The sequence below is a fragment of the Acidithiobacillus sp. genome (genome assembly GCF_027322205.1).
GTDB lineage: Bacteria > Pseudomonadota > Gammaproteobacteria > Acidithiobacillales > Acidithiobacillaceae > Acidithiobacillus.
This window is the reverse complement of record NZ_DAHVHY010000041.1, coordinates 1-19,270: the sequence shown is the minus strand read 5'-3', so window position 1 is coordinate 19,270 and position 19,270 is coordinate 1. Positions and strand designations below refer to the sequence as shown.

Genomic DNA, 19,270 nt, shown 5'->3' with positions numbered 1-19,270 from the left:
GCTCGGCGACGAGGGTGGCGGCAATGGCGACCCGCTTGCGCTGGCCGCCGGAAAGGGCGCTGACCATACCTTCAGTGGGCAGCCCCAGGCTGTCGCGCAGGGCCTCTGCCTTATAGTCGATCTGCCAAGCCTCGTGATGGTCGGCGAGGGCATGGGCATGAGCGTCGTCCGCATCGGCGTTCTGCAAGTGTCGCCAGGCAGGGTGCCCGGATTTGATGGCGGTGAGCAGGTCGTGCTCTCCGGCCAGCTCCGGCTCCTGCGCCAGGTAAGCGCGGTGTATGCCGGGTGCCACCCACAGGTTTCCCGCATCCAAGGCACCGAGGCCCGCCAGCACTTGTAGTAGGGTAGACTTACCCTCGCCGTTGCGGCCGATGAGACCGATCCGTTCACCCGCCTCCAGATTCAGCTCGGCATGGTCCAGCAGCGCCCGGCCACCCCATTCCACTTGTCCCGCTTCCAGCCGCAGAATAGACATTGAACCGACCCCATCCTTAATCACGCAAGATAAGGGCGTAGGGTACGGGGCGCGTTGCGGCGGCGCAAGCCGGGCGAATGCCCTCAGGTTCTGTGCATCAACTCAGCAAACGCAGAGTCAGGGGATAGCGATAGCTCTCCCCATTGCTGGCTTTGATAGCTGCCAGGATGCAGAATATCAAATTTACCATGAAAATCAGTGGGAAAATCAATATGCCGATCAGCAGGGCGCTCAGGATGCTGGCTACCACATAAGCAATCAGTATGGTGATCTGGAAATTCAGCGCTTCTTTGCTCTGCTGCACCAGCCAGACGGAGCCACTGTCTTTTTTGAGGAGGTAGACGATGAGTGCCGGGATGAATCCGAACAAAATGCCGCCCGCATGGGTGAGTACGGCGATGTTACGATTGTCCCTGCTGGCTACTTCGACGATATTGCTGGTTTCCATGGTTGCACTCCCTGTAGGGTGATGAGTTTCGTACCTGGTCGACCGGGTGATAGTCGCTCTGTGAGATATGTACCGCTATGATACTGAATTTTATATCAAAGAACAGCGTTTGAATGAGCCCATCCCCGTGACAGAATGGTTGCCAGAGACGGACCGGACCTTTAGCATAGACCCATGCCAGATACCTTCACCGACGAACAGCGCCAATTCCTGCAACTCCTGGGCATGCCTGTGCCCGGCGACCCGCCGCCGGAGATGGTACAAGCGAAACCAATGGTTGAAGCCCCGACCATTTTGCCGAATCGGCCCGTATCTGCGCAAGCGCAGCCTGCCTCTGCCTCGAGGCCCTCTGCACGGCGCGATGTGGGGTCAGCGACTGCTGCCCTACTACCCACAGAGGTGGCACCAACTCCTCCGGTGCGCAGCCCGCCTCCGCCGCTCAAGGCCGAAGCCCTTCAAGCCCCAGTGCTTGCCACTCAGACAAGCACCCCTTCTGCGGACCCGCAACGGATAACACGCATCGCCACCCTGGACTGGCGTGACCTCAACAACATGGTCAGCACCTGTCAGGCCTGCCCCCTCGGCGAAACCCGCAAACATGCCGTATTCGGTGCCGGTAACCCGCGCGGGTCCTGGCTGTTTGTCGGCGAGGCGCCGGGCGCGGAAGAAGACCGCCGCGGCGAAGCTTTTGTGGGTCGCGCCGGTCAACTCCTCGACAACATGCTCCGCGCCATGGGCTTCAGCCGCGAGCAAGACGTCTATATCGCCAATATCCTCAAATGCCGCCCCCCCAATAACCGCGATCCGCTGGGTCCGGAGGTGCAGGCGTGCATGCCTTACCTGCAGCGCCAGATCGCCCTCTTGCAACCCCGCGTGATTGTTGCGCTGGGGCGCTTTGCTGCGCAGGGCTTGCTTCAGGTGGATACGCCGCTCAGCCAATTGCGCGGTACGACCCAGCACTACCAAGGCACTCCCCTGATTGTCACCTACCATCCCGCCTATCTGCTGCGTAACCCGATCGATAAGCGCAAAGTCTGGGAGGATCTGAAGCGGGCGTTGGCCGTGCTGCGGCAATGATGTGGTGAATGAGGGGAAATTCCTGACCACGTCGTTTTGTTGCGCGCAGTGATTGTCCAGGCAACAACGGATCCGGCGCATAACACCTGCCCGCGGGATTTGTCACCAGTATTCAGGCGGTAATACATATTGCTTTTCAGGAGGGGAGGGTCTGGGTCCCCACCATTGCGCGAAAGCGAATGGTGTTTGTCGGTGATGTCGGATCGACGGTAGAGATATCGTCCGTGACGACGCTGCCCATGCATAGAGCAGCAGATAACTGCCGTCCAGTTATTCGTGCAATTCGGTATCTGGAAGGCGAGTCCACAGCCACTCCATCTGTACATACGCTTCGACAGAGCAGAAGAGCAATGAGAAAAATTTCTTATAAATCTCCCGAAAATCTTGTGATCACGGCCAAAGCATAGCGGTAGACCCCGGCGAGACTGGAATCCAAGACCTGCAGTTCGGGGTTCTTACGGACGGTATTCCATTCAATTTTGGCCCCTCATTGCCAAAATAATCCCGGAGAGATGTTACCGGATACGGAAGGCAAGGGCAGGGGGCAGCGGTTGACCAAGGTTTTGCCCGGTACTTTTTGCGGGCAGTTGAGTCGGTAGGCCTGGATGGATACTGGAATGGCCTCGGCGGCCTTGCAGCGGGTGGCGTTGGCACCACTGCAATCCACGTTGAAGCCGAGGATGCTCGCTGCCGCCCAAGCACGGAGGGCGGGCAGGTTTTGGGCAAGGGCCTGGGGATCGCGCACGAAGAGGGTGATGCGGGCGTTGGCATCCAGCTCCGGCCGGGTCTTGTCCTTGGGCAGGCCGAGATAAATGCCATCCACCGCGCCCAGCAGCTGTACGGCACCTTGGTGGTTGACCACGGCTAGGGACTGGACGGTAGCGTTGTGCGGCTGGAAGCCCCAGACGAGGGTGTTGCCGTTAGGTAGCGCCATGTGGGGGAGGGGATAAATATCCATGCCCCGCTGAATGCGTTGGAGGAGCGGCGCAGGTTTTTGGTCGGGGCTTTGGAAGAGCGCCCCGCCCGCGAAACGTTGCAGAGCAGCCGCTTCCAGGGGGGCTTGCTGGTGTTCTTCGATGTCGCGTAGCGCAAAACTACGTTTGGTCATGGCTTCGAGGACGCAGTCTCCATCACTGCCGCAGGCTTCGAGTTTCTTTTCAAAGACTTTTTGGCTTTCCAGCAGGTGGGCGCATTCGGGGGTGCCCACGCCGGCCGCGCGGAGCGTTTGCTTATAGCCATGCATTAACGAGCTGTCCAACAACAGGAGGTTGTCGGTCCAATGCTTTGGCTTATAGTGACAAATGGCCTTTTGCAGGGGGGTCTGTGGGTGACTGCAGGTAGGGGCAAACGCGTCGGGGATCTTTGTGGCGATCGCCGGGCAGTTGAGGGGGGCATCTACGGCGCAGGCGCTAAGGCTGACGCCTAGGGCTGCACAGAAGCCGATACCGAGAAGTATGCGTCGTCGTATCATTTGGTGATCTCCTGATTTGAAGTGAACGTGAAAAACTCAGGCCCAGCGTGGACGCCGTGGATTTTCCCACCACGCCGAGCGATTGATGGTGGCAGGGGGCTTGGGTGTGCAGGGATCCCCTTTTTTCGGTAGAGAGTTATTGTTGATCGCATCGGTCAACATCTTTGCGCGCTGCAGGAAGCGGTCTTCAAACTTTGCCCACTTCGCCGTCGTCGAGAGTCGTCTGAACTCCTCTGCCGCTTTTTGCCATTCTCCCCGATAGTAATACTGGGCGACGCTCTGAATATAGGCATGGTATTTCATATCGGTGAGTGTGGTCTGCACGGTGGCCGGTAATGACCAGAAATTCATTTTCGGCTTGGAGTTTTTATTGAAAAGTGCCGCTGCATCTTCGGCATATCCATGTTTGACCGCTGAAGAAATAAAGTCTGCTTCTGCTGTGGTTAATGTTGGGTAGTCCCCTCTTTTTTTATAATATTCATTGAGCGCAGCGACAGATGCATCTTTTTGTAACCCAATAAAAGGATTGATACGACTCATTAAAGATCCAATGTCTACATCTGCTGGTTTGCCATATTTTTGCGCTTCAATGTTCATATAATGTTTTAGACTGTCTACTGTTTGTTGTCCAAGGTCCACGCCCTGACCGACGGTGACCCCGCTGGAGGCTATGGCCTTTTGTAGTGGATCGCCATTTTTATCTCTTTTGAATTTTGGCCCTAAATTCTTACCTGTTTTGACGTTGGTGCTGAAAGCTCCAGGCACGTAGAAATCAAGCATCGCACCCTCGTTCTTTTTTATAAAATCATAGTCCACCCGGTCTTCGGAAGAACAGGCTGCGGCCGGTTCTTTTGGTTTCTGACCTTGATGATCAGTTGCAGGCTGTGTGGTCGTCGTTGTAGATCCTGGCTGAGAAGGCGTTTGATAACTGGGGCTATCATCTCGCGGATAACAGATCTTCCTCTGCAGAACCTCGAGGCGTTCCTCATAGGCCGCTTTGACACAGGCGGCGTCTGCACCGCAGGCATTCCTCCCTTGGAGCCATTTCTTTTGTGCTATCTTGGTCTCGGTGACGAGGTAGGTGTAGTGGCCCGTGTCGGAGAACACCTTGATGAATTTGTTGTAAACAACCGTAAGATCGCGATCCAGGAGGAGAAGTTTTTTGTCTCCACAAATGGTTTGCTCGTTAAAGCTTGATACCTTGCTGCAATCAATAGCTTCAGCATCGCTGGGGAGTGTGGCACATATAGTCATCACCAGGACGCCTAACGGCATTGTGGCAAATAATTGGGGGTGGTGCCGCATCTTTCTGGTCTCCTGAATGTCTATGGACCGCGTTTTAATTTAATGGACACAAAATTCCGGATCTGGGGGCGGGGTGTAGTCGCCAATGTCAGGGGCCAGTAAGGGCTTGAGCGAATTGACGTCCTCTGTGGATCCTGGGAAGTTGCCATTTTTATCCTGCCTTTGTTCCACCGTCGCCTTGCTTGGCAACCCCTCCGTCAGCACCGGACTTTGCATCCGCATCACCGCCTCGGCCTGCATGGGAATCCCCCAGCGGGTTTTGCCATCAGTTCCTGTCACCGGACTCAGATGGAGGCTGAAAAGGCTGGGCAAACCTACATTCCCCAGTCCCTTATCCATCTGGTAGATGCCCCGACCAATCTGATCAATAAAGGGCACGATGAGCGGTTGGACGGCGGTAATTTGAACCTTCAGGAGGGTCGCGTCCTGCACGGACAGATGACTGCCGCTGCCCACGCTGGTCTGGCGATAGCCGAGATGGTCCACCGGTATCGCCCTGACCCAGGCCCCTGAGGCATCGCGAGTCTGTTCCGCAAAGTCGTCAAAGGCCTCGCGGGTAGGACTGAGCACACGGATAGTGGCCTGACCTGCCGCGACTTTGGCGGTAGCGTATCCTTGAGCAAGGGCGGACAGATTATGGCTGTGGGTATAGAGCGGTGTCAGCCCGCGGGCCAGGGCATCGCGCATGGCCTCGACACTGGCCCCGTGTAAAGTCCCCGCCCGTACCGCCTCCTGGGTGGCGACTTCCAGTTGGGCGCGAGCTTGATAGAGCAATGCTGCCTGAAAGCTGCCGAGCAGGGCCAGCAGCAAGGCGGGTGCGGCGATGGCGAATTCCACCGCGCTGGCACCAGCCTCCCCGCGGGCGGCCGCGTCTGGTAAGCCGCGCCGCGGCCTGCGTGCCATCGGCTTTATCCCGGTGCGGATCCTACGCCCCATGATGCACGTCCTCCCGCCCACGCAAGGGCTCCTCGGCCTGGAAGATGGACAAATCCACCGGCAAGCCGCGTTCGCGCATGACCTCGTAGAACTCCGGCACCGCCCCGGTAGCGCGGAAGATGCCGCGCACCCTGCCCTCAGCGTCATAACCCCGCTGCTTGTAAGTAAACAGTTCCTGCAACTGGATGGTGCCACTCTCGGTGCCGGTCACCTCGCAAATGCTCGTCACCTTGCGCGAGCCGCAGGAAAAGCGGGTGATCTGAACGATGATGTCCACAGCGGAGGCGATTTGCTCGCGGATGGCGGTGAGTGGTAAATCCATGCCCGCCATCAGCACCATGACTTCCAGCCGGGAGAGCATGTCGCGGGCCGTGTTGGCGTGGGCGGTGGTAAGCGAGCCGTCATGGCCGGTGTTCATAGCCTGCAGCATGTCCAGAGCTTCGCCGCCGCGACACTCGCCCACCACGATACGGTCGGGACGCATGCGCAGGGCGTTGCGCACCAGTTCGCGGATGGGAATCTGACCTTTGCCCTCCATGTTGGCGGGGCGCGCCTCCAGTGAGACTAAATTGGGCTGATACAGGCGCAGTTCGGCCGCGTCTTCAATGGTCACAAGGCGCTCGTGATCGGGAACGTAGTTGGAGAGCACGTTGAGCAGGGTGGTCTTGCCCGAGCCAGTGCCGCCGGAAATGATGATGTTCTTGCGCTGCTGCACGCAGACCTGAATGAAATGGGCCATGCGCGCCTCAATGGAGCCGTAGGCCATGAGGTCCTCCATTTGCAGGCGCTTCTTGGAAAACTTGCGGATGGTGATGCAGGCGCCTTTCAGGGACAGGGGCGGGATGATGGCATTGACGCGGGAGCCGTCGGCCAGGCGCGCGTCCACCAGCGGCGAGCTTTCATCAATACGGCGGCCGATGGGGGCGACTATGCGGTCGATGATGTGCCGTACCGCCAACTCACTGCTGAACAATGCCGGAGCCGCCAGCAACTTACCCTGCCGCTCGATAAAGACTTCATCAAAGCGGTTGACCATGATTTCGGTGATGGTGGCATCGGCCAGGAAGTCTTCCAGAGGGCCGAGGCCCACCGCTTCGTCCAGCACCTCTTTGACGAGGCGTTGCCGGTCGATCTCCGGGGGTGGGTTCATCCGCCAGACCACTTCCCGTACCAGTTCGCCCACCATGCGGCGGAGTTCTTCGGGAGACAAAGCACCAAGATCGACACGGCGCAGGTCCATCTGACTGCGCACCGTCTCATGGACCACCCGCACCAGCGCGAGCCAGCGGGCGTCGTAGACGGGACGAACCAACTCTGGCGCAGTTTCTACTACTGCTTTGACAGGTGTAGTTAGCGACACGGGGATGCTGCTGTCATCCTCTGCGGAGATTGGAGTGGACAGATCCTCGCCGTCGAAACGCGGCAAGATTTGCAGACGATATCCGGCGACGACAATCTCGTCGTGGGCCTCCACCGGCCCATAGGCGCGCATGCGTTCGCCGTTGACCAGCACCGCGCCAAAGCCGCCCAGTCCCTCAATATAGACCCTACCCTGCTCGGCATATATCCGCGCATGTTCCTTGCCAATATTCCAGCCTTCCATGCGCAGATGGACGTGCTCTGCTTTACCCAGCAAGCAAACACCATTGCTGGACGCAATCTCCTGGGTTCCCGTTTTGGGATGTGACGCGCGGACCATAAACATGGGGTTTTCTCCTAACGGATAATGCCTTGATCGGAGTTTCTGTTGTACATATTTTCGAGATAACGGGCATGAGATTCCGCGTCAATGTTTTCTAACGAGTTGGCAGTAATTACCTGGGGAGTGACCAGGAACACCAAATCTGATTCGTTATCTCTAAAGTCGTCTGATTTGAAAAGGTATCCGAGAATTGGAATGTTACCCAGTCCGGGTATTTTATTGCTGTTTTGTGAAAGGCTATGATCCACCAGTCCGGACATAACCAGCGTTTCCCCATCTTTCAGGTTGATTTCTTCCTGGGTACGGCTGGTAAAGAATCCAGGCACACCTCCGACGGTGAGAGAGGGATCAATATTACTTATTTCCGTGAATATTTTCAGGCTGACATTATTCCGGTCATCTGCTACCGGAGAGAATTTAAGGCGAATACCAAAATCCTTGAAGATCACTGAGGTCTGGCCGAAACCAATGGCTAAGGGAATCGGAATTTGCCCGCCAGCCAGAAATTCAGCAGGTTCTTTGCTGCCGCTCTTGGCGCTGAGCTTGGGGTTGGCGATCTCGTAGGCATCCCCGTTTTGCAAGGCGAAGTTAATACGCGAGGCAACAGAAGCGATGATGCCAAAGTTGGTGGCGAAGGGGGCAACCTTCAGGGGCAAATCCTGTAGCCCTGAGTTGGGGAAAGAGAAGTTGGCCAAGGGTCCCCCCGTGCCGTTGGTCGTCGGTACGCCCATGCGGAAATACGGGTTGGAGCTGAAGTCGCCGACAATACCCGCCTGTGGGCCAGCCATGGATTGATTCCAGTTCACCCCGAGGCTTCGGAAAAAGTCCTTTTTCATTTTGAGGATTTTGACATCCAGGAGGACTACTTTTTCCATTCTCAGTGGTTCTTTCTCCGCGAGGTTTATCACGTTCTGATAGACCGCTTTGAGTTTTTCTATCCTGCTCAAATCCTCTTCAGAAAGATTCTTGCCATCAATAATGACCTTGTCGCCAACGACGCGTACTTGGGTATTGGGGTTCTTGCCGAGAAGGCTGGAAATCTCTTCGGCAGCGCGTCCGACATCCTTGGGCGCAATGACCACCCGTGCGGCGCTTTCTTCCCCGTTTTTGTACCAAAGATGCAGGTTCGTCTCGCCCGCACCCTCGGCCAGTAAGAGTAATTCTTTGCCATCGACGAGGGTAACGCTGAGGATTTTTCCATTGCCGACAGCTACCCGTTTCACGGTATTCGTCGGAATGATTTTTACCTGGCCAGAGTACATGGAAATACTCGACTGGTTATCCAATTCCAGGTCGCCTTTGGCGCAGGCCAAGGCGGGTAACACCAAGGTAAGTATGGCCGTAGCCAGGGATTTTTTAGTCATCTTCATCGTGAACGATTTCCTGTCAAGGCTGTGGCAAGGGTGGGACGTAGGAGAACGGCAAATACTTCATTTGGCTGGCTGGCGCATTGCCGGACAGCGCGTTGCCGTTGCTGCCTGGGACAGAATTGTCCGTAACTCTCGCTGAAGGTTGCGATGTGCCCGCGGTTTGCACATGGGCGATGCTCGGGCCGCCGGTGCCCGAAGATCCGCCGGCGATATATTCCACACCTGCCACCGCATGCGGATAGCCGATAATGTCGTGCAGTGACACGGTGCGTTTGGGCCATGCGCCATTTTTGTCATTGCCGCGCAAATCCAGACGGATTTCTCCGCTCTTTTGCGCGACCAGAATCTTTTGCGCTTGCAGTGGCGTGACTTCGAGGGTGATTGTGCTATAGCCTTCGGCGCTGCTATTGCCCCCGTTGGGGGACAAATCCTTTCCGGTGGCGATGACTTTCAGGTTTTGCCCCAAAAAGCGCACTAAAACACCCTCCGGGGCTGTGGGCGTCATTTGCATGTTGATGATGGAGCTCGCGGCGGCTTTGGCGCGGACGTCCGCTTGGGTAATCCACAACATGTCGACGCGGTCCCCCGGGCGGAGCATTTTGTCCATGGAGTTCTCGGAGTTCACGGAAATCGTCAGCGCGATATGCTGGCTGTCTAAAATGTCCGCAGGGCTCTCCGTGGAACTGAACATGGAGAGCGTTAGCGGTTTACCGCGCTCAGCAGGGAAAAGTAACCGCTTGTACTCAATTTTATTGAAATCGGTATCCATGACGACGCCGCCCGGCGCACTATCTGCAGGAATGTTGCGCCGCGCGACCATGGACAGGGTAAGCACCGTCTTGGCAGGCAGGTTTTCGATGGGCACTACCACTGGAATGGTGCTTTCCTTTTTAGATGTCAACTCGCGGAGCAGTCGCTGCTTCATGGCTGATTCTTGGGCATCCAGGGACTGCACGGCGAGGAAGGCCGCGCCCAGCCCTGCCAAAATGGCGACGGCCAGCAAAATCCAGCCGGTAAGCGCACGGCTTTTCTTTTGCAGCACCGGTGGTGTGGACTCGGGTTTGATCGGGGTCGACACGGGAACTCCTCAGAAGGGCAGGGTGGCGATGGAAGCAGCCCAGGAAAAATCGCTGGAAAATTTACGCAGCGCCTCCATGATCTGGGCAATGGGACTGGGGTCGCCGATAAACAGCAACCCGAGCGCGAAGACCGCAACAATGGCGTACTCAATACTGGACTGGCCTTTTTCGCTCATGGGCGTGCTCCCTACCGTTGATCCAGGACGATGACTAAGCGGCTTTTACCGGTACCATCCTCGCCGATAACGACGTCGAGCCGACGATTGCCCTTATTCATGGAGATCACGGAACCGTTGTTATGCATGGCCGGTGCCGGTTGCCATTGTTGTGCGAGCAATGCTTTGTCCAGTGACGCGCGAAGGTTGGCGGCGGGTGTATCGACACGCACGTGCAGTACCCGTCCACGGACGCCAGCATCGCTGCTCTCCACGTCCTGAAGCACCTGGGCATTGGTGGGTAAGGGCAGATCGTCGGGCAGGGCGTTGCGTTCGGTTTTCTGATTCATGCGCAGACTGGTGAGCGTGCCGTAGGCTGAGTCTCCTTCCATATGCCATTGACTGGTCAGAGAATAAGGCGGAGTAATGCAGCCCTGAATATGCTCGTTGCGGAGCAGATTTTCGGTGTAGGAGCCTCCCAGTTTCGCGCAGGCTTCTACGAAATAGGAGCGCAGCCACTCTTCCTCCGCACCCACATGGAATTGCACGGCTCTCATATCCACGCCATTGACTTTGAGGTGGCTGGACAAGGGCTCCATGACGGCATTTTCGGGGGCGGGCAGGAGCGGCGCATGGTCGGCGGCGACCGCAATAGCCGGGCCGGTGAGGAAAAACGCCACGCACAGCATGCTAGCTCGAAGCTTCATCTATTTGCCTCCACTGGGGTAAGGTTGAAGGCGATCGCCATACTGCACCTCGGGGTCGATATGCCCGAACTCCAGGCGATTTAGCTCAGGGAACAAGAAACCGCCCACGGACTTGACGGTATTCACCGCACCGTTATCCAGATAACCGGTGGGCAGGAGTTTTTTGACGATGCGCACTTCTTCGGCGGGACCATTCGCGGTCCAGGCATCCGTGAGCACGGCTGCCTGCGCCGCAAATTGTGGTCCTCGAGCGAGCGGGTTGTCGGGCAGGTGGGCGTATCCCGGCAGCCCCTCCAGTTGAACCCAGACAGTGGCGACCGTTGGTCCCGTCATGCGCAGGGGGATGTCGGTCAGTTTCATGAGAGTCCCTAAAAAGTTCATGGATACGCCCGTGGATATGGGCTCTTCGTGGGTGGCCACCTGTATATTGGCGAGGTCGTGCAACAGGTGCTGTCCATCATGTCGGGTCAGAATCGGATCCACGTTTTGCCCACTCCCCGTATTGGCATTCGATAAGCCCGCATTGTGCGGGCCAAAAAATCGCACGGCCGCCTCATTACGCAGGTCTGCGTCGCTCTTGATGGCCAACCATTCCCGTCCCGGTGGCGGCTGGTCCCGCCATACGGTGCGTTCCCACGCCACATAACGCGCAGCCTCAATCGTGCGTAATTGGGTGAAGCTCCATTTGCCGGTATAGGTCACCAGAAAAAAGAGTGGGATGAGTGCAAAGGCAGCCACCACAACGAATTCGGTGAGGGATTGGCCGCGTTCGTCGGGCTGGTTTCCCATTATGGTTGCATGTTTTTTGTAAAATACCATGCAACCTTTTTCTGCTTTGGTGGCGACAGCGAAGCTAAGGCAGTTAATCACAGAAGCTATTAGTAGCATGTGACGTAAGTTGAAAGATGTTTTTTTCATGAGCAAGTCCTCTTTACTACTGCAATCCCAGCAGGGCGGCATATCGTGAACGGTCTGTTGAGGTTAAATCTACAAGATGTGCCTCCCAGAATGGGCTGAAGAGGTTTCCACGCTCGTAGAGGTGATCAGCGCGTTGCCATAGCGAAGCCGGACGTCGAAAATAGACCTGAGCCTTGGCAATTGCGCGCACCTGCCCGCTTTGTGCGGTTTGCGGTAGCGCCAAATTCATCTCCTGCCGCGCTGCATTTTGTTTGATGCCTAAAGCGGTGCCAGAATCCCTGACGGTTCCTCGTGGGTGTTCTACGACCACCATGTAAAATGGCATGATATCCGCAGGGTCGCCGTTAGCTTTTTTCAGCGATGGGCTTGCGTGATCAAAATCCTGATATCGGGTAATTCCATTGGCAGAAAAACGATCTGCATCTGCTCCGTTACCTACCATGCCTTTCCCGTACGAATCTTGCTCATCGGGGTATTCAGATTTGGCCAAGCCGGACGCAGTTGGATTAGCGTTCCAGGATCCCTCGTAGGGAGGGATGTATTGAGTTCTGGTATGTGGTGGGAACTGTTCTTCCGTAGATGCGTCGATTTCACGGTAACGGTGCGCAGATTGAAAGTAGTGATAGGGTGCGTCACCCGTTGTCTGCGCGGCACCCCAGCCAAGAGGCGCTTCGGGTAGGGACTCCCATTCCCCAAAAATCGCAAACTTTCTCCGCCACGTATGCAAAGAGAGCGTATCCATTCCTGACCAAACATATTTTCCATTTTCCGGGTCGAGCGCAATTTGAGAGGCTCCCATGCGCGGGAGATCCCATTTAATTACCCATAAGTCGGGTGGCACTATGTCACTCAGAAGCTTCAAAGGAATAGGGAGGTCAGAACGGTTGCTCGTAAACCCATCACGGGAGGCATTGATCATATACGCCATTCGTGCCTGCGCACTTTCTTTATTCCCTCCCCAACGCTTGATGAGATCGCCGCGATTACTAAAGTACTGACCTAAATTTGTAGCCAGAACGATACCATTTAGCTTGGCCTCATGATCGTTTAGCTTGACCATCTGTTCGGCCACGGCGGTCATCGCACCACCGGGGTTGGTATTCCCCCCACCGGGATCAAAAACACCGTTGGCTATGTGATAAGCCTCCTGCGAACCACTCAGCGCAGCATCGGCGACGTCCAGCGCAGGAAGAATTACTTTAGAAGCAGTATCGATGCCTTGATCTAATGCGTTGGTAGTTTGGGCAATTGCGTTGGTGGTCGTTGCGATAGCCTGTCCGACCGCAGGTATCCAAGACACAAGAGTACCCAGGCGCTGGATATTCTGTCCGAGAGTTTTTACATAATGTGACCAAGAAACCAAACTAATCGTCTGCCCGATAGCAACCTGATTGGCGACCATTGCGCGGTTGGTGTAGGAGATAAAGTTGAGTTCCCTCGCCTCCATTTGCATGGCAGAGAAGGCAGCGGCGTCGGCGGCATTTTGAGTTTTGAGTTTGGTGGCGGTGAGTTGCCCGGTGTTAAAGACGAAGAGGCCCGCGAGCAATACTACAGGGATCAGGACGGCGGCGAATAAGGCGGCTTGTCCTGATTCTGTATGCTTTTCTGCGGTAGGAAAACCGCGTTGTGGTTCAAGATTATGCAACACTACATCCCCTTAATGTATGAGCTGGCATGACCTGGAATGACTTTTATAAAAGTCATTCCAGGTCATGGGCGGGGCGAACCCCGCCAACAGCTAATTACTTGCCCATGTCCGATTTGTAATCACTCATGTTTTTCTGCAGGCCTGCATTAGTCGTGGCCTGTCCAGCCGTGCCTTGGGCTGCTGTAATATCGGAATCAGCTTTTTTGCCAGACAGTTCCTGAGAAATGCCTGCCATCTGATGACGCAGTGTTTGCCCAAAGAAAGAAAACACTGCAATACCAGTGATCGCAATAAGTGCGACAATTATCAGATACTCGGTCATGCCCTGACCGTGTTCTGCGTGAGACTTCGGAATAACGAAATAATGTTTCATGGGTCCTCCAGAAAAGGGGTGGGATCGCATCTACCACGGACACATTCAAACATAGGCGAAAGTATTGTACAATATGGCCAAAAATCACTGGTATAATGTCATAATTATATGAAAAACAATATTAATAATAGCGCTCCGGTTTTGTTATAAAAATGATACAATCCCGGCGGCGCGGTATTGCGGGTAATTGAACTAAGAGCGGGTGGCTGTCACTTTAAAGTAACATGTTGGCGCGCTATTTTCTCACTTATAGATGAGCCGGATAATGTCGTCTATTACAAAAAAATAGCGCCGAACGGATTGTTCGGCGCGCTCAGTGATGACGATCTGGGCTTGGTGATCAGTTACCAAATACGCCCTGTACCAGGCTACGCACACCCTGCTGTATCTGGTAGTTGGTCTCGCTGCGAGCGGCGTCTGCAGCGGTGTTGGTCAGTTCGACAGCAGGGGTATTGGCTGCGGGTATTTCGGTGATTGGGGTGGCATTGCTGTGATAGACGCTGCTTCGTATGGTGGGTGCGCGATTCATTACGGGCGCATGGGTAATGGCCGGCGTGATGGCGCCATTTGCAGGCCGGAGACCGGCGATGGCACCAGGGTTGAGATCGACTACTTCAACCCGGCGGTTTTGTGCGCGCCCCTCATCAGTATCGTTGCCGGCTATCGGGCGTGTGGCACCCAATCCGGTAACCTCAATATGTTGCCCAACTATGCCTTGCGCTGTTAAAGCCGATTTTACGGCCAAGGCACGATTTAGCGACAGCTTCTGATTGTATGCAGCAGAGCCCACTTGATCGGTGTGTCCCTCCAGACGTATGCGGAGGGAGGGGTGCTGCCCCATAAGCTGGGACAGCGCAGTCAGAGTCGACTGCGCATCTGGCCTTAGGGTCGCCTGATTGAAATCGAAGGGTAAGTGCATGGCGAAACGTCCCTGCTGAATCAGGGCGCCCGCCATGCTTTCGCTGGTCAACTGTCCGGCATCGCTGCTGACCATGCCGCTTTGCATGGGTTTGGTTTGCACGACGTACACGGAGGCGTCCTGAGAATGGCCAAACAGGGTGTTGTCGTTGATAAATACAATAGTGCGTACACCATCCGTGGCGCGATGTTCGGCACTGAGCATGCGGCCATGCTCAAAGTTGAAAATTTCCGCGCCACCGGTGTAGCGGGTTGGAGCGCCCCGCCAAAGCGTTGCTGCCACATCTGCGTCCGGGGTTCTGCAGCCATGATCGGCACATTGCCACAAGATGTGGAACCCCGCGCGCTGTAATGCCTGTTGGTAGTTGCGGATGAACTCCAGCGGCGAGCGATCTTCAGGTACTTTGTAACGAATGTACGTCACTTGACCCTCTACGGTCTCCGATTTGGTGAATCCCTTTTTGCTTAAAATCCCGAGGGGAATGGTGGCCTCGTCGTAATGAGCGGTTTTATAACTGTCAATGACGCTGCCAGGGTAGCGCCCTAGAAAGGGTAAATCCTGTCCGGGTTCGTCCAGTGCAAAGGCGGGGCCGGTGGTCAGAAGCAACAGTAAGCTGATTCGCAGAGTAAAAATGCGCATGTTCTTCACTCCGATCGTGATAATTGGTGAGGGAAGGATCGCTTGCTGCCGGGTCTTTTGTTTTGGATGGTTTTGAGCAGGCGTGCCAGGAGCATCCGCCGGTTGGGTACTCCATGCCGTCTACACATGACGGCGATCCGGGAGCGGATAGTACTTTCACTTTGGCCAATCTGGGTCGCAATCTCGTTTTGACCGATACCCTCCACGAGCATTTGTGCAATACGCAAGTCCGTTGGGGTGAGCTCGGGATGAAAAGGCTCTTCAGTTTCGAGAACTGTGTAGAGAATAAGCAACTCTGCCTGAATATCCTTGAGTTCCGTATTGCTCAGCGCCCTGGTGATTTCCAGGTGGAATAATGCGATCTGGGTAGGAGTGGGGTTGCAGAGGAGGCTCATCGCGAGTTGCGAGGACGTCGTGATGCAGTAGGGGTGTGAATTCCCGGATGTTGCCTCGCGCTGCGCCCGGACGATCAATTCGCGGGGCGGGGCAGGCCAGCGTCCCGTAGGATAGCGCCACCAGGATGTGGTCCGCCAGCCTTTGCAGTGGCGGTGCAGGCGATAGACCTTGATTTGTCGGAACCAGCCTTGTTCCCGCCATCCTCTGGAGATATCAGAAGGTGATCTTCCCAACGCATAGCACTTTAGTGCCTGGCCCGCACCGCACGCCGCGGGCTGGGCTAGTAGGTTCAGCCACATATTCGCTCCCTCCAATATGGAGAATTATATAATCTATGCTATGGCACGATGTTACCGCGCTCCGCGCTGATGTCAATATGTAGCGATGCTGTTCACTATAATTGCTCGTGTTGAAGTCGTCATGCTGAATTCTTCGTTAAAATACTAAATAAATACAATGTAGTATAATTTATAATATGTGATTATTGAATGCCTGTTGCTGATCCGTGGATTATGTTTTAATGCTATGAACATGTTATCACCCAGAGTAATGTGCAGAGTCTAACGTAAGATGCAGGGTGTTAGTACGATTTCTCTATGAATCGATAATCAGCCCAGAAAAATGGGTGGGGGGAGCGGATGGTAAGCCATAATGTATTCGGTATTCTGGTGTTCGTTGCAGTGGTTGGGCTTACTTTTGTGGCCCTGCTGGCAACCCGGCAGGCTTTGGTGACGGGGCAGACGACGTTCGCTCGCGACGGACAGGTCAAGTTGTCGGAGTTGTTCATCTTCGCGGACTCTGATCTGTTGTGGAAACTGAACGTGGCGGCGGTGCTGGTTTTGCCGCTTATGGTCTGGTTGCTGCTGGATTCGCCAGTGTTGGCCGTTGCGACGGCCATTGTCATCGCCTTGTTGCCCCGTTTTGTGCTGCGCTGGTTGCAGAAGCGGCGTCTGGATCGTCTGCATGCACAACTGCCGGATGCCCTCATGATGCTGGCCAGCGGCTTGCGCGGCGGCGCTAATTTGCAGCAAGCCATGGAAGGGCTCTCCCGCGATTTGAGCCCACCCATCAGCCAGGAGCTGGCGCTGGTCGTGCGGGAGCAACGTCTGGGGGTCGCCTTCGAGGACGCCATAGACCATCTGGCGCAACGGGTGCCGTCGCAGGATGTGCAACTGGTGTCCTCCGCCCTGCGTATTAGCCGGGAGGTGGGAGGGAATCTCGCCGACACGGTGGCGCGACTGGGGGATACTATCCGCAAGCGACTAATGATGGAGCAGAAGATAAAAGCGCTGACCTCACAGGGCCGACTTCAGGGTATTGTGATGACTGCCTTGCCGGCCTTGATCATCTTTGCGCTCTTGCAGATTGAGCCGCAGGCTATGGGCGCGCTATTTAATACGATGCGCGGCTGGGCGGTGCTGGCTATCGCCATTTTGTTTGAAGTGCTCGGCTATTTCTGGATTCGTAAAATTGTGAGTATTGAAGTATGAGTGCGCTATGGGTTGTATTATTGGCACTCCTCGCCAGTATTTCTATCGGACTTTTTGTCTATGGACTGGGTATACTAGCGCGGCAGATGGAGCCATCGCCCCGGGATTATATGGATCCCTTGCCCAAAGGATTGCACCTGCTCTGGCCATTGGTGCAATTCATCTGCTCCACATTGGTTGTTTTTATTCCCGATCGTCTTTTGCTACGAAGTCATCAGCGCCTGCAAAAGGCGGGTGTTAATTACCTGCTTAGTGCCAGAGAGTTCGTGGCGCTCAAAGTGATCGGTACCCTAGTCCCGCTGATTTTTGTTTTTTTATCCTATAGAATATTTGGGCTTTTCAATATCTGGCCGAGCCTGCTGGTCATGCTGATTGGCAGTTTTTATCCTGATCTTTGGCTTGCTGAGCAGGCCAAGCGGCGCGGGCGATTGATTCTCAAAGAGTTACCCGTTTATCTCGACTTTATCACCTTGATGATTGAGGGTGGTCTGAATTTGACGAGCGCTATGCAGGTGGCGGTGGATAAGGGGCCACCGGGGCCACTGCGCAATGAACTTGGTATTATGATCCGCGATTTGCGCGCGGGGACGCCGAAGATGGATATTTTCCGACGCTTTGGGGAGCGGGTTCCGTTGCCGGAAGTGCGGAGTCTGGTCAGCGCCCTGATTCAATCGGAAGAGCGGGGGGGCGATCTCGGACCGGTATTGCGGGCGCAAGCGGAACAGCGACGTGAGGAGCGTTTCCTGCGCGCCGAAAAGCTGGCGCTGGAGGCACCGGTCAAGTTACTGGCGCCACTGGTCGTCTTCATTTTTCCCATCACTTTTTTGATGCTGGCTTTTGTCATCTACATGAAGTTTCTTCAGGAAGGCGGTTTTTGAAACCGGCAGGGATGATTTGCCGTGATGGCCAGATGCTCTGGCCTGAGGTGCAGATGGCGGCCAGTTTTCTCGACCGTTTGCAGGGCTTGCTGGGCAAGGCCGGGCTCTCTGATCAGCAGAGGTTGTTGTTGACTGCCTGTGGAAGTGTACACACCGTGGGCATGCGTTTCCCCATTGATGTCATTTTCCTGGATGCCGATCTGAAGATATTGGCTTGTCACCCAGGTGTCAGCGCATGGCGCATGAAATCCTGCCGGGGTGCCCGCACGACGCTGGAGGTGGCGGCAGGCGGTGTTGAGCGTCACGGGGTGGTTTCCGGGCAGTGTTTGACGTGGCGGGCAGCACAATCACGGCTTTGACTCATTTAATTGGCCAGGCTAGCAGCCCATCGGTTTAGCTTCGGACTGCCGCCCATTTCCGCCCAGGATTTTTTGAAAACACCTTTTTTGGGTGATTTTACCCATTATTGCCCTATTTTTTGCTGCGTTTCTTCATTTTTATGCCCTACAGGCGCAATCCGGCCATACGTTTTAAATTCCACGCCAAACAGACAAGGCTCCATTCCCCCTGTACCTGACGCAGTCCGCGCAATGAGAACTGCCGAAATCCCATCACCGATTTGATGATGCCGAAGACCGGTTCTACCGTTTGCTTGCGTAGCCGGTAAACGCTGCGGCCAGCCTGGGTCTTCAGGCGATGGATCATGGCCTGCATCAGGGTGGCATCTTCCGTCAGTGCTTCAGGCTCGGTATGCCGCTGCCGCCAGTCCGGATGGTGATCTTCCCGGGCCACGGCAATAAAGGGGGTGATGCCCAGTGCCTCACACGCTTCGACATTCTTTTCACTGCAGTAGCCGGTGTCGGCAACGAACGCCTCTATGGGACCCAATACCGCAGCTTGGGTTTGCAGCGTCGCCAGCATGGGGAGTACCTGCTCTTTGTCATTCGGTGCCTGGCTGACACCCGTGGCCACCACCAGCATGGTCTGGTCATCGACGGCGGCCTGGGCATTATAGGACTGCTCAAAGCCGCCACCCGAGACCGGCATGATGCGGGACTCCTCATCGGTGAGGTTGATCTGATCCTGCGCTTTCGGGGCGGGATCAGGCGCTTTGGGCGCCTTCCCCCTGGGCTTTTGCCCGATGGCTTCGCGTTCGGCACGACGAGCCATCTTCTCGTCGTAAGAAACCTTCTCTTTTTCATAACGGGCTTGAACCCGATCGGCAATCTTGGCCTTGGCGGCGGCCATCACCACCAGCCGGTCTTCGCGGCGACGTATTTCCTC

The 19,270-nt window shown here is 55.6% G+C and carries 20 protein-coding genes; 4 read left to right on the top strand and 16 right to left on the bottom strand.

Going from position 1 to position 19,270, the window contains the following annotated elements; genetic code table 11:
- Both M7F93_RS07660 and M7F93_RS07655 read right to left on the bottom strand, forming a co-directional pair.
- Window positions 1-475 (bottom strand): ATP-binding cassette domain-containing protein (locus M7F93_RS07660; protein ID WP_298171497.1); only part of this gene is annotated, 475 nt, incomplete at its 3' end.
- Window positions 476-572: 97 nt separating this feature from the next.
- The gene (locus tag M7F93_RS07655; protein WP_298171495.1) at window positions 573-923 is read right to left on the bottom strand and encodes a DUF4870 domain-containing protein; all 351 of its coding nucleotides are present in this window, start codon (window positions 921-923) and stop codon (window positions 573-575) included.
- A gap of 174 nt (window positions 924-1,097) precedes the next feature.
- On the opposite strand from M7F93_RS07655, the gene M7F93_RS07650 reads away from it, so the two are divergent.
- A complete protein-coding gene (locus tag M7F93_RS07650; RefSeq protein ID WP_298171494.1) occupies window positions 1,098-2,000 on the top strand; it encodes a uracil-DNA glycosylase in 903 nt (300 codons plus the stop codon).
- 487 nt (window positions 2,001-2,487) lie between these two features.
- On the opposite strand, the gene M7F93_RS07645 is transcribed toward M7F93_RS07650, so the two are convergent.
- The 13 genes from M7F93_RS07645 to M7F93_RS07585 all read right to left on the bottom strand — a co-directional run bounded on the left by M7F93_RS07645 (window position 2,488) and on the right by M7F93_RS07585 (window position 15,917).
- Window positions 2,488-3,471 carry a hypothetical protein gene (locus tag M7F93_RS07645; protein WP_298171493.1) on the bottom strand — a complete coding sequence of 328 codons (984 nt, stop codon included), beginning with the start codon at window positions 3,469-3,471 and terminating at the stop codon, window positions 2,488-2,490.
- A 36-nt stretch (window positions 3,472-3,507) separates the two neighbouring features.
- Window positions 3,508-4,776, bottom strand: a complete 1,269-nt coding sequence (locus tag M7F93_RS07640) for a pesticin C-terminus-like muramidase (RefSeq protein ID WP_298171492.1) — start codon at window positions 4,774-4,776, stop codon at window positions 3,508-3,510.
- A gap of 39 nt (window positions 4,777-4,815) precedes the next feature.
- Window positions 4,816-5,679, bottom strand: a complete 864-nt coding sequence (locus M7F93_RS07635; protein WP_298171491.1) for a TadE/TadG family type IV pilus assembly protein — start codon at window positions 5,677-5,679, stop codon at window positions 4,816-4,818.
- 22 nt (window positions 5,680-5,701) lie between these two features.
- Complete coding sequence (locus M7F93_RS07630) at window positions 5,702-7,417, bottom strand: ATPase, T2SS/T4P/T4SS family (RefSeq protein ID WP_298171490.1); 1,716 nt, start codon at window positions 7,415-7,417, stop codon at window positions 5,702-5,704.
- A gap of 11 nt (window positions 7,418-7,428) precedes the next feature.
- The gene (locus M7F93_RS07625; protein ID WP_298171489.1) at window positions 7,429-8,727 is read right to left on the bottom strand and encodes a type II and III secretion system protein family protein; all 1,299 of its coding nucleotides are present in this window, start codon (window positions 8,725-8,727) and stop codon (window positions 7,429-7,431) included.
- A gap of 73 nt (window positions 8,728-8,800) precedes the next feature.
- Window positions 8,801-9,862: a Flp pilus assembly protein CpaB gene (cpaB, locus tag M7F93_RS07620; RefSeq protein ID WP_298171488.1), complete on the bottom strand. Its 1,062-nt coding sequence runs from the start codon at window positions 9,860-9,862 to the stop codon at window positions 8,801-8,803.
- Window positions 9,863-9,871: 9 nt separating this feature from the next.
- The gene (locus M7F93_RS07615) at window positions 9,872-10,039 is read right to left on the bottom strand and encodes a hypothetical protein (protein ID WP_298171487.1); all 168 of its coding nucleotides are present in this window, start codon (window positions 10,037-10,039) and stop codon (window positions 9,872-9,874) included.
- Window positions 10,040-10,050: 11 nt separating this feature from the next.
- The gene (locus M7F93_RS07610; protein WP_298171486.1) at window positions 10,051-10,725 is read right to left on the bottom strand and encodes a hypothetical protein; all 675 of its coding nucleotides are present in this window, start codon (window positions 10,723-10,725) and stop codon (window positions 10,051-10,053) included.
- Entirely contained in the window at window positions 10,726-11,514 is a 789-nt protein-coding gene (locus M7F93_RS07605) for a hypothetical protein (RefSeq protein WP_298171485.1), read from the bottom strand. It abuts the gene before it with no gap.
- A gap of 145 nt (window positions 11,515-11,659) precedes the next feature.
- Complete coding sequence (locus M7F93_RS07600) at window positions 11,660-13,288, bottom strand: pilus assembly protein TadG-related protein (protein WP_463670964.1); 1,629 nt, start codon at window positions 13,286-13,288, stop codon at window positions 11,660-11,662.
- A 97-nt stretch (window positions 13,289-13,385) separates the two neighbouring features.
- Window positions 13,386-13,664: a Flp family type IVb pilin gene (locus M7F93_RS07595; protein ID WP_298171483.1), complete on the bottom strand. Its 279-nt coding sequence runs from the start codon at window positions 13,662-13,664 to the stop codon at window positions 13,386-13,388.
- A 340-nt stretch (window positions 13,665-14,004) separates the two neighbouring features.
- Window positions 14,005-15,222, bottom strand: coding sequence for an OmpA family protein (locus M7F93_RS07590; RefSeq protein WP_298171482.1), 1,218 nt, complete (start codon window positions 15,220-15,222; stop codon window positions 14,005-14,007).
- A gap of 5 nt (window positions 15,223-15,227) precedes the next feature.
- Window positions 15,228-15,917 (bottom strand): helix-turn-helix transcriptional regulator, encoded by a 690-nt coding sequence (locus M7F93_RS07585; RefSeq protein WP_298171481.1) that lies wholly within the window; start codon window positions 15,915-15,917, stop codon window positions 15,228-15,230.
- Window positions 15,918-16,256: 339 nt separating this feature from the next.
- On the opposite strand from M7F93_RS07585, the gene M7F93_RS07580 reads away from it, so the two are divergent.
- Genes M7F93_RS07580 through M7F93_RS07570 form a run of 3 tightly spaced genes read left to right on the top strand, consistent with a single transcriptional unit; the run spans window position 16,257 to window position 18,345 of the window.
- Complete coding sequence (locus M7F93_RS07580; RefSeq protein ID WP_298171480.1) at window positions 16,257-17,108, top strand: type II secretion system F family protein; 852 nt, start codon at window positions 16,257-16,259, stop codon at window positions 17,106-17,108.
- The gene (locus M7F93_RS07575) at window positions 17,105-17,986 is read left to right on the top strand and encodes a type II secretion system F family protein (protein WP_298171479.1); all 882 of its coding nucleotides are present in this window, start codon (window positions 17,105-17,107) and stop codon (window positions 17,984-17,986) included. The genes M7F93_RS07580 and M7F93_RS07575 overlap by 4 nt, the downstream gene beginning before the upstream one ends.
- On the top strand, window positions 17,983-18,345 hold the full coding sequence (locus M7F93_RS07570) for a DUF192 domain-containing protein (RefSeq protein WP_298171477.1): 363 nt from the start codon (window positions 17,983-17,985) through the stop codon (window positions 18,343-18,345). Before M7F93_RS07575 ends, M7F93_RS07570 begins: the two co-directional genes overlap by 4 nt.
- 145 nt (window positions 18,346-18,490) lie before the next feature.
- Here M7F93_RS07570 and M7F93_RS07565 read toward each other — a convergent pair.
- A partial coding sequence (locus M7F93_RS07565; protein ID WP_298171475.1) for a transposase occupies window positions 18,491-19,270 on the bottom strand: 780 nt, incomplete at its 5' end.

Coding starts and splice junctions, on each gene's coding strand:
- M7F93_RS07590 (WP_298171482.1), bottom strand. CDS start 15,222: ATGCGCATTTTTACTCTGCGAATCAGCTTACTGTTGCTTCTGACCACC.
- M7F93_RS07595 (WP_298171483.1), bottom strand. CDS start 13,664: ATGAAACATTATTTCGTTATTCCGAAGTCTCACGCAGAACACGGTCAG.
- M7F93_RS07585 (WP_298171481.1), bottom strand. CDS start 15,917: ATGTGGCTGAACCTACTAGCCCAGCCCGCGGCGTGCGGTGCGGGCCAG.
- M7F93_RS07605 (WP_298171485.1), bottom strand. CDS start 11,514: ATGGGAAACCAGCCCGACGAACGCGGCCAATCCCTCACCGAATTCGTT.
- M7F93_RS07640 (WP_298171492.1), bottom strand. CDS start 4,776: ATGCGGCACCACCCCCAATTATTTGCCACAATGCCGTTAGGCGTCCTG.
- M7F93_RS07610 (WP_298171486.1), bottom strand. CDS start 10,725: ATGAAGCTTCGAGCTAGCATGCTGTGCGTGGCGTTTTTCCTCACCGGC.
- M7F93_RS07615 (WP_298171487.1), bottom strand. CDS start 10,039: ATGAGCGAAAAAGGCCAGTCCAGTATTGAGTACGCCATTGTTGCGGTC.
- M7F93_RS07645 (WP_298171493.1), bottom strand. CDS start 3,471: ATGATACGACGACGCATACTTCTCGGTATCGGCTTCTGTGCAGCCCTA.
- M7F93_RS07635 (WP_298171491.1), bottom strand. CDS start 5,679: ATGGCACGCAGGCCGCGGCGCGGCTTACCAGACGCGGCCGCCCGCGGG.
- M7F93_RS07650 (WP_298171494.1), top strand. CDS start 1,098: ATGCCAGATACCTTCACCGACGAACAGCGCCAATTCCTGCAACTCCTG.
- M7F93_RS07580 (WP_298171480.1), top strand. CDS start 16,257: ATGGTAAGCCATAATGTATTCGGTATTCTGGTGTTCGTTGCAGTGGTT.
- M7F93_RS07630 (WP_298171490.1), bottom strand. CDS start 7,417: ATGTTTATGGTCCGCGCGTCACATCCCAAAACGGGAACCCAGGAGATT.
- M7F93_RS07655 (WP_298171495.1), bottom strand. CDS start 923: ATGGAAACCAGCAATATCGTCGAAGTAGCCAGCAGGGACAATCGTAAC.
- M7F93_RS07575 (WP_298171479.1), top strand. CDS start 17,105: ATGAGTGCGCTATGGGTTGTATTATTGGCACTCCTCGCCAGTATTTCT.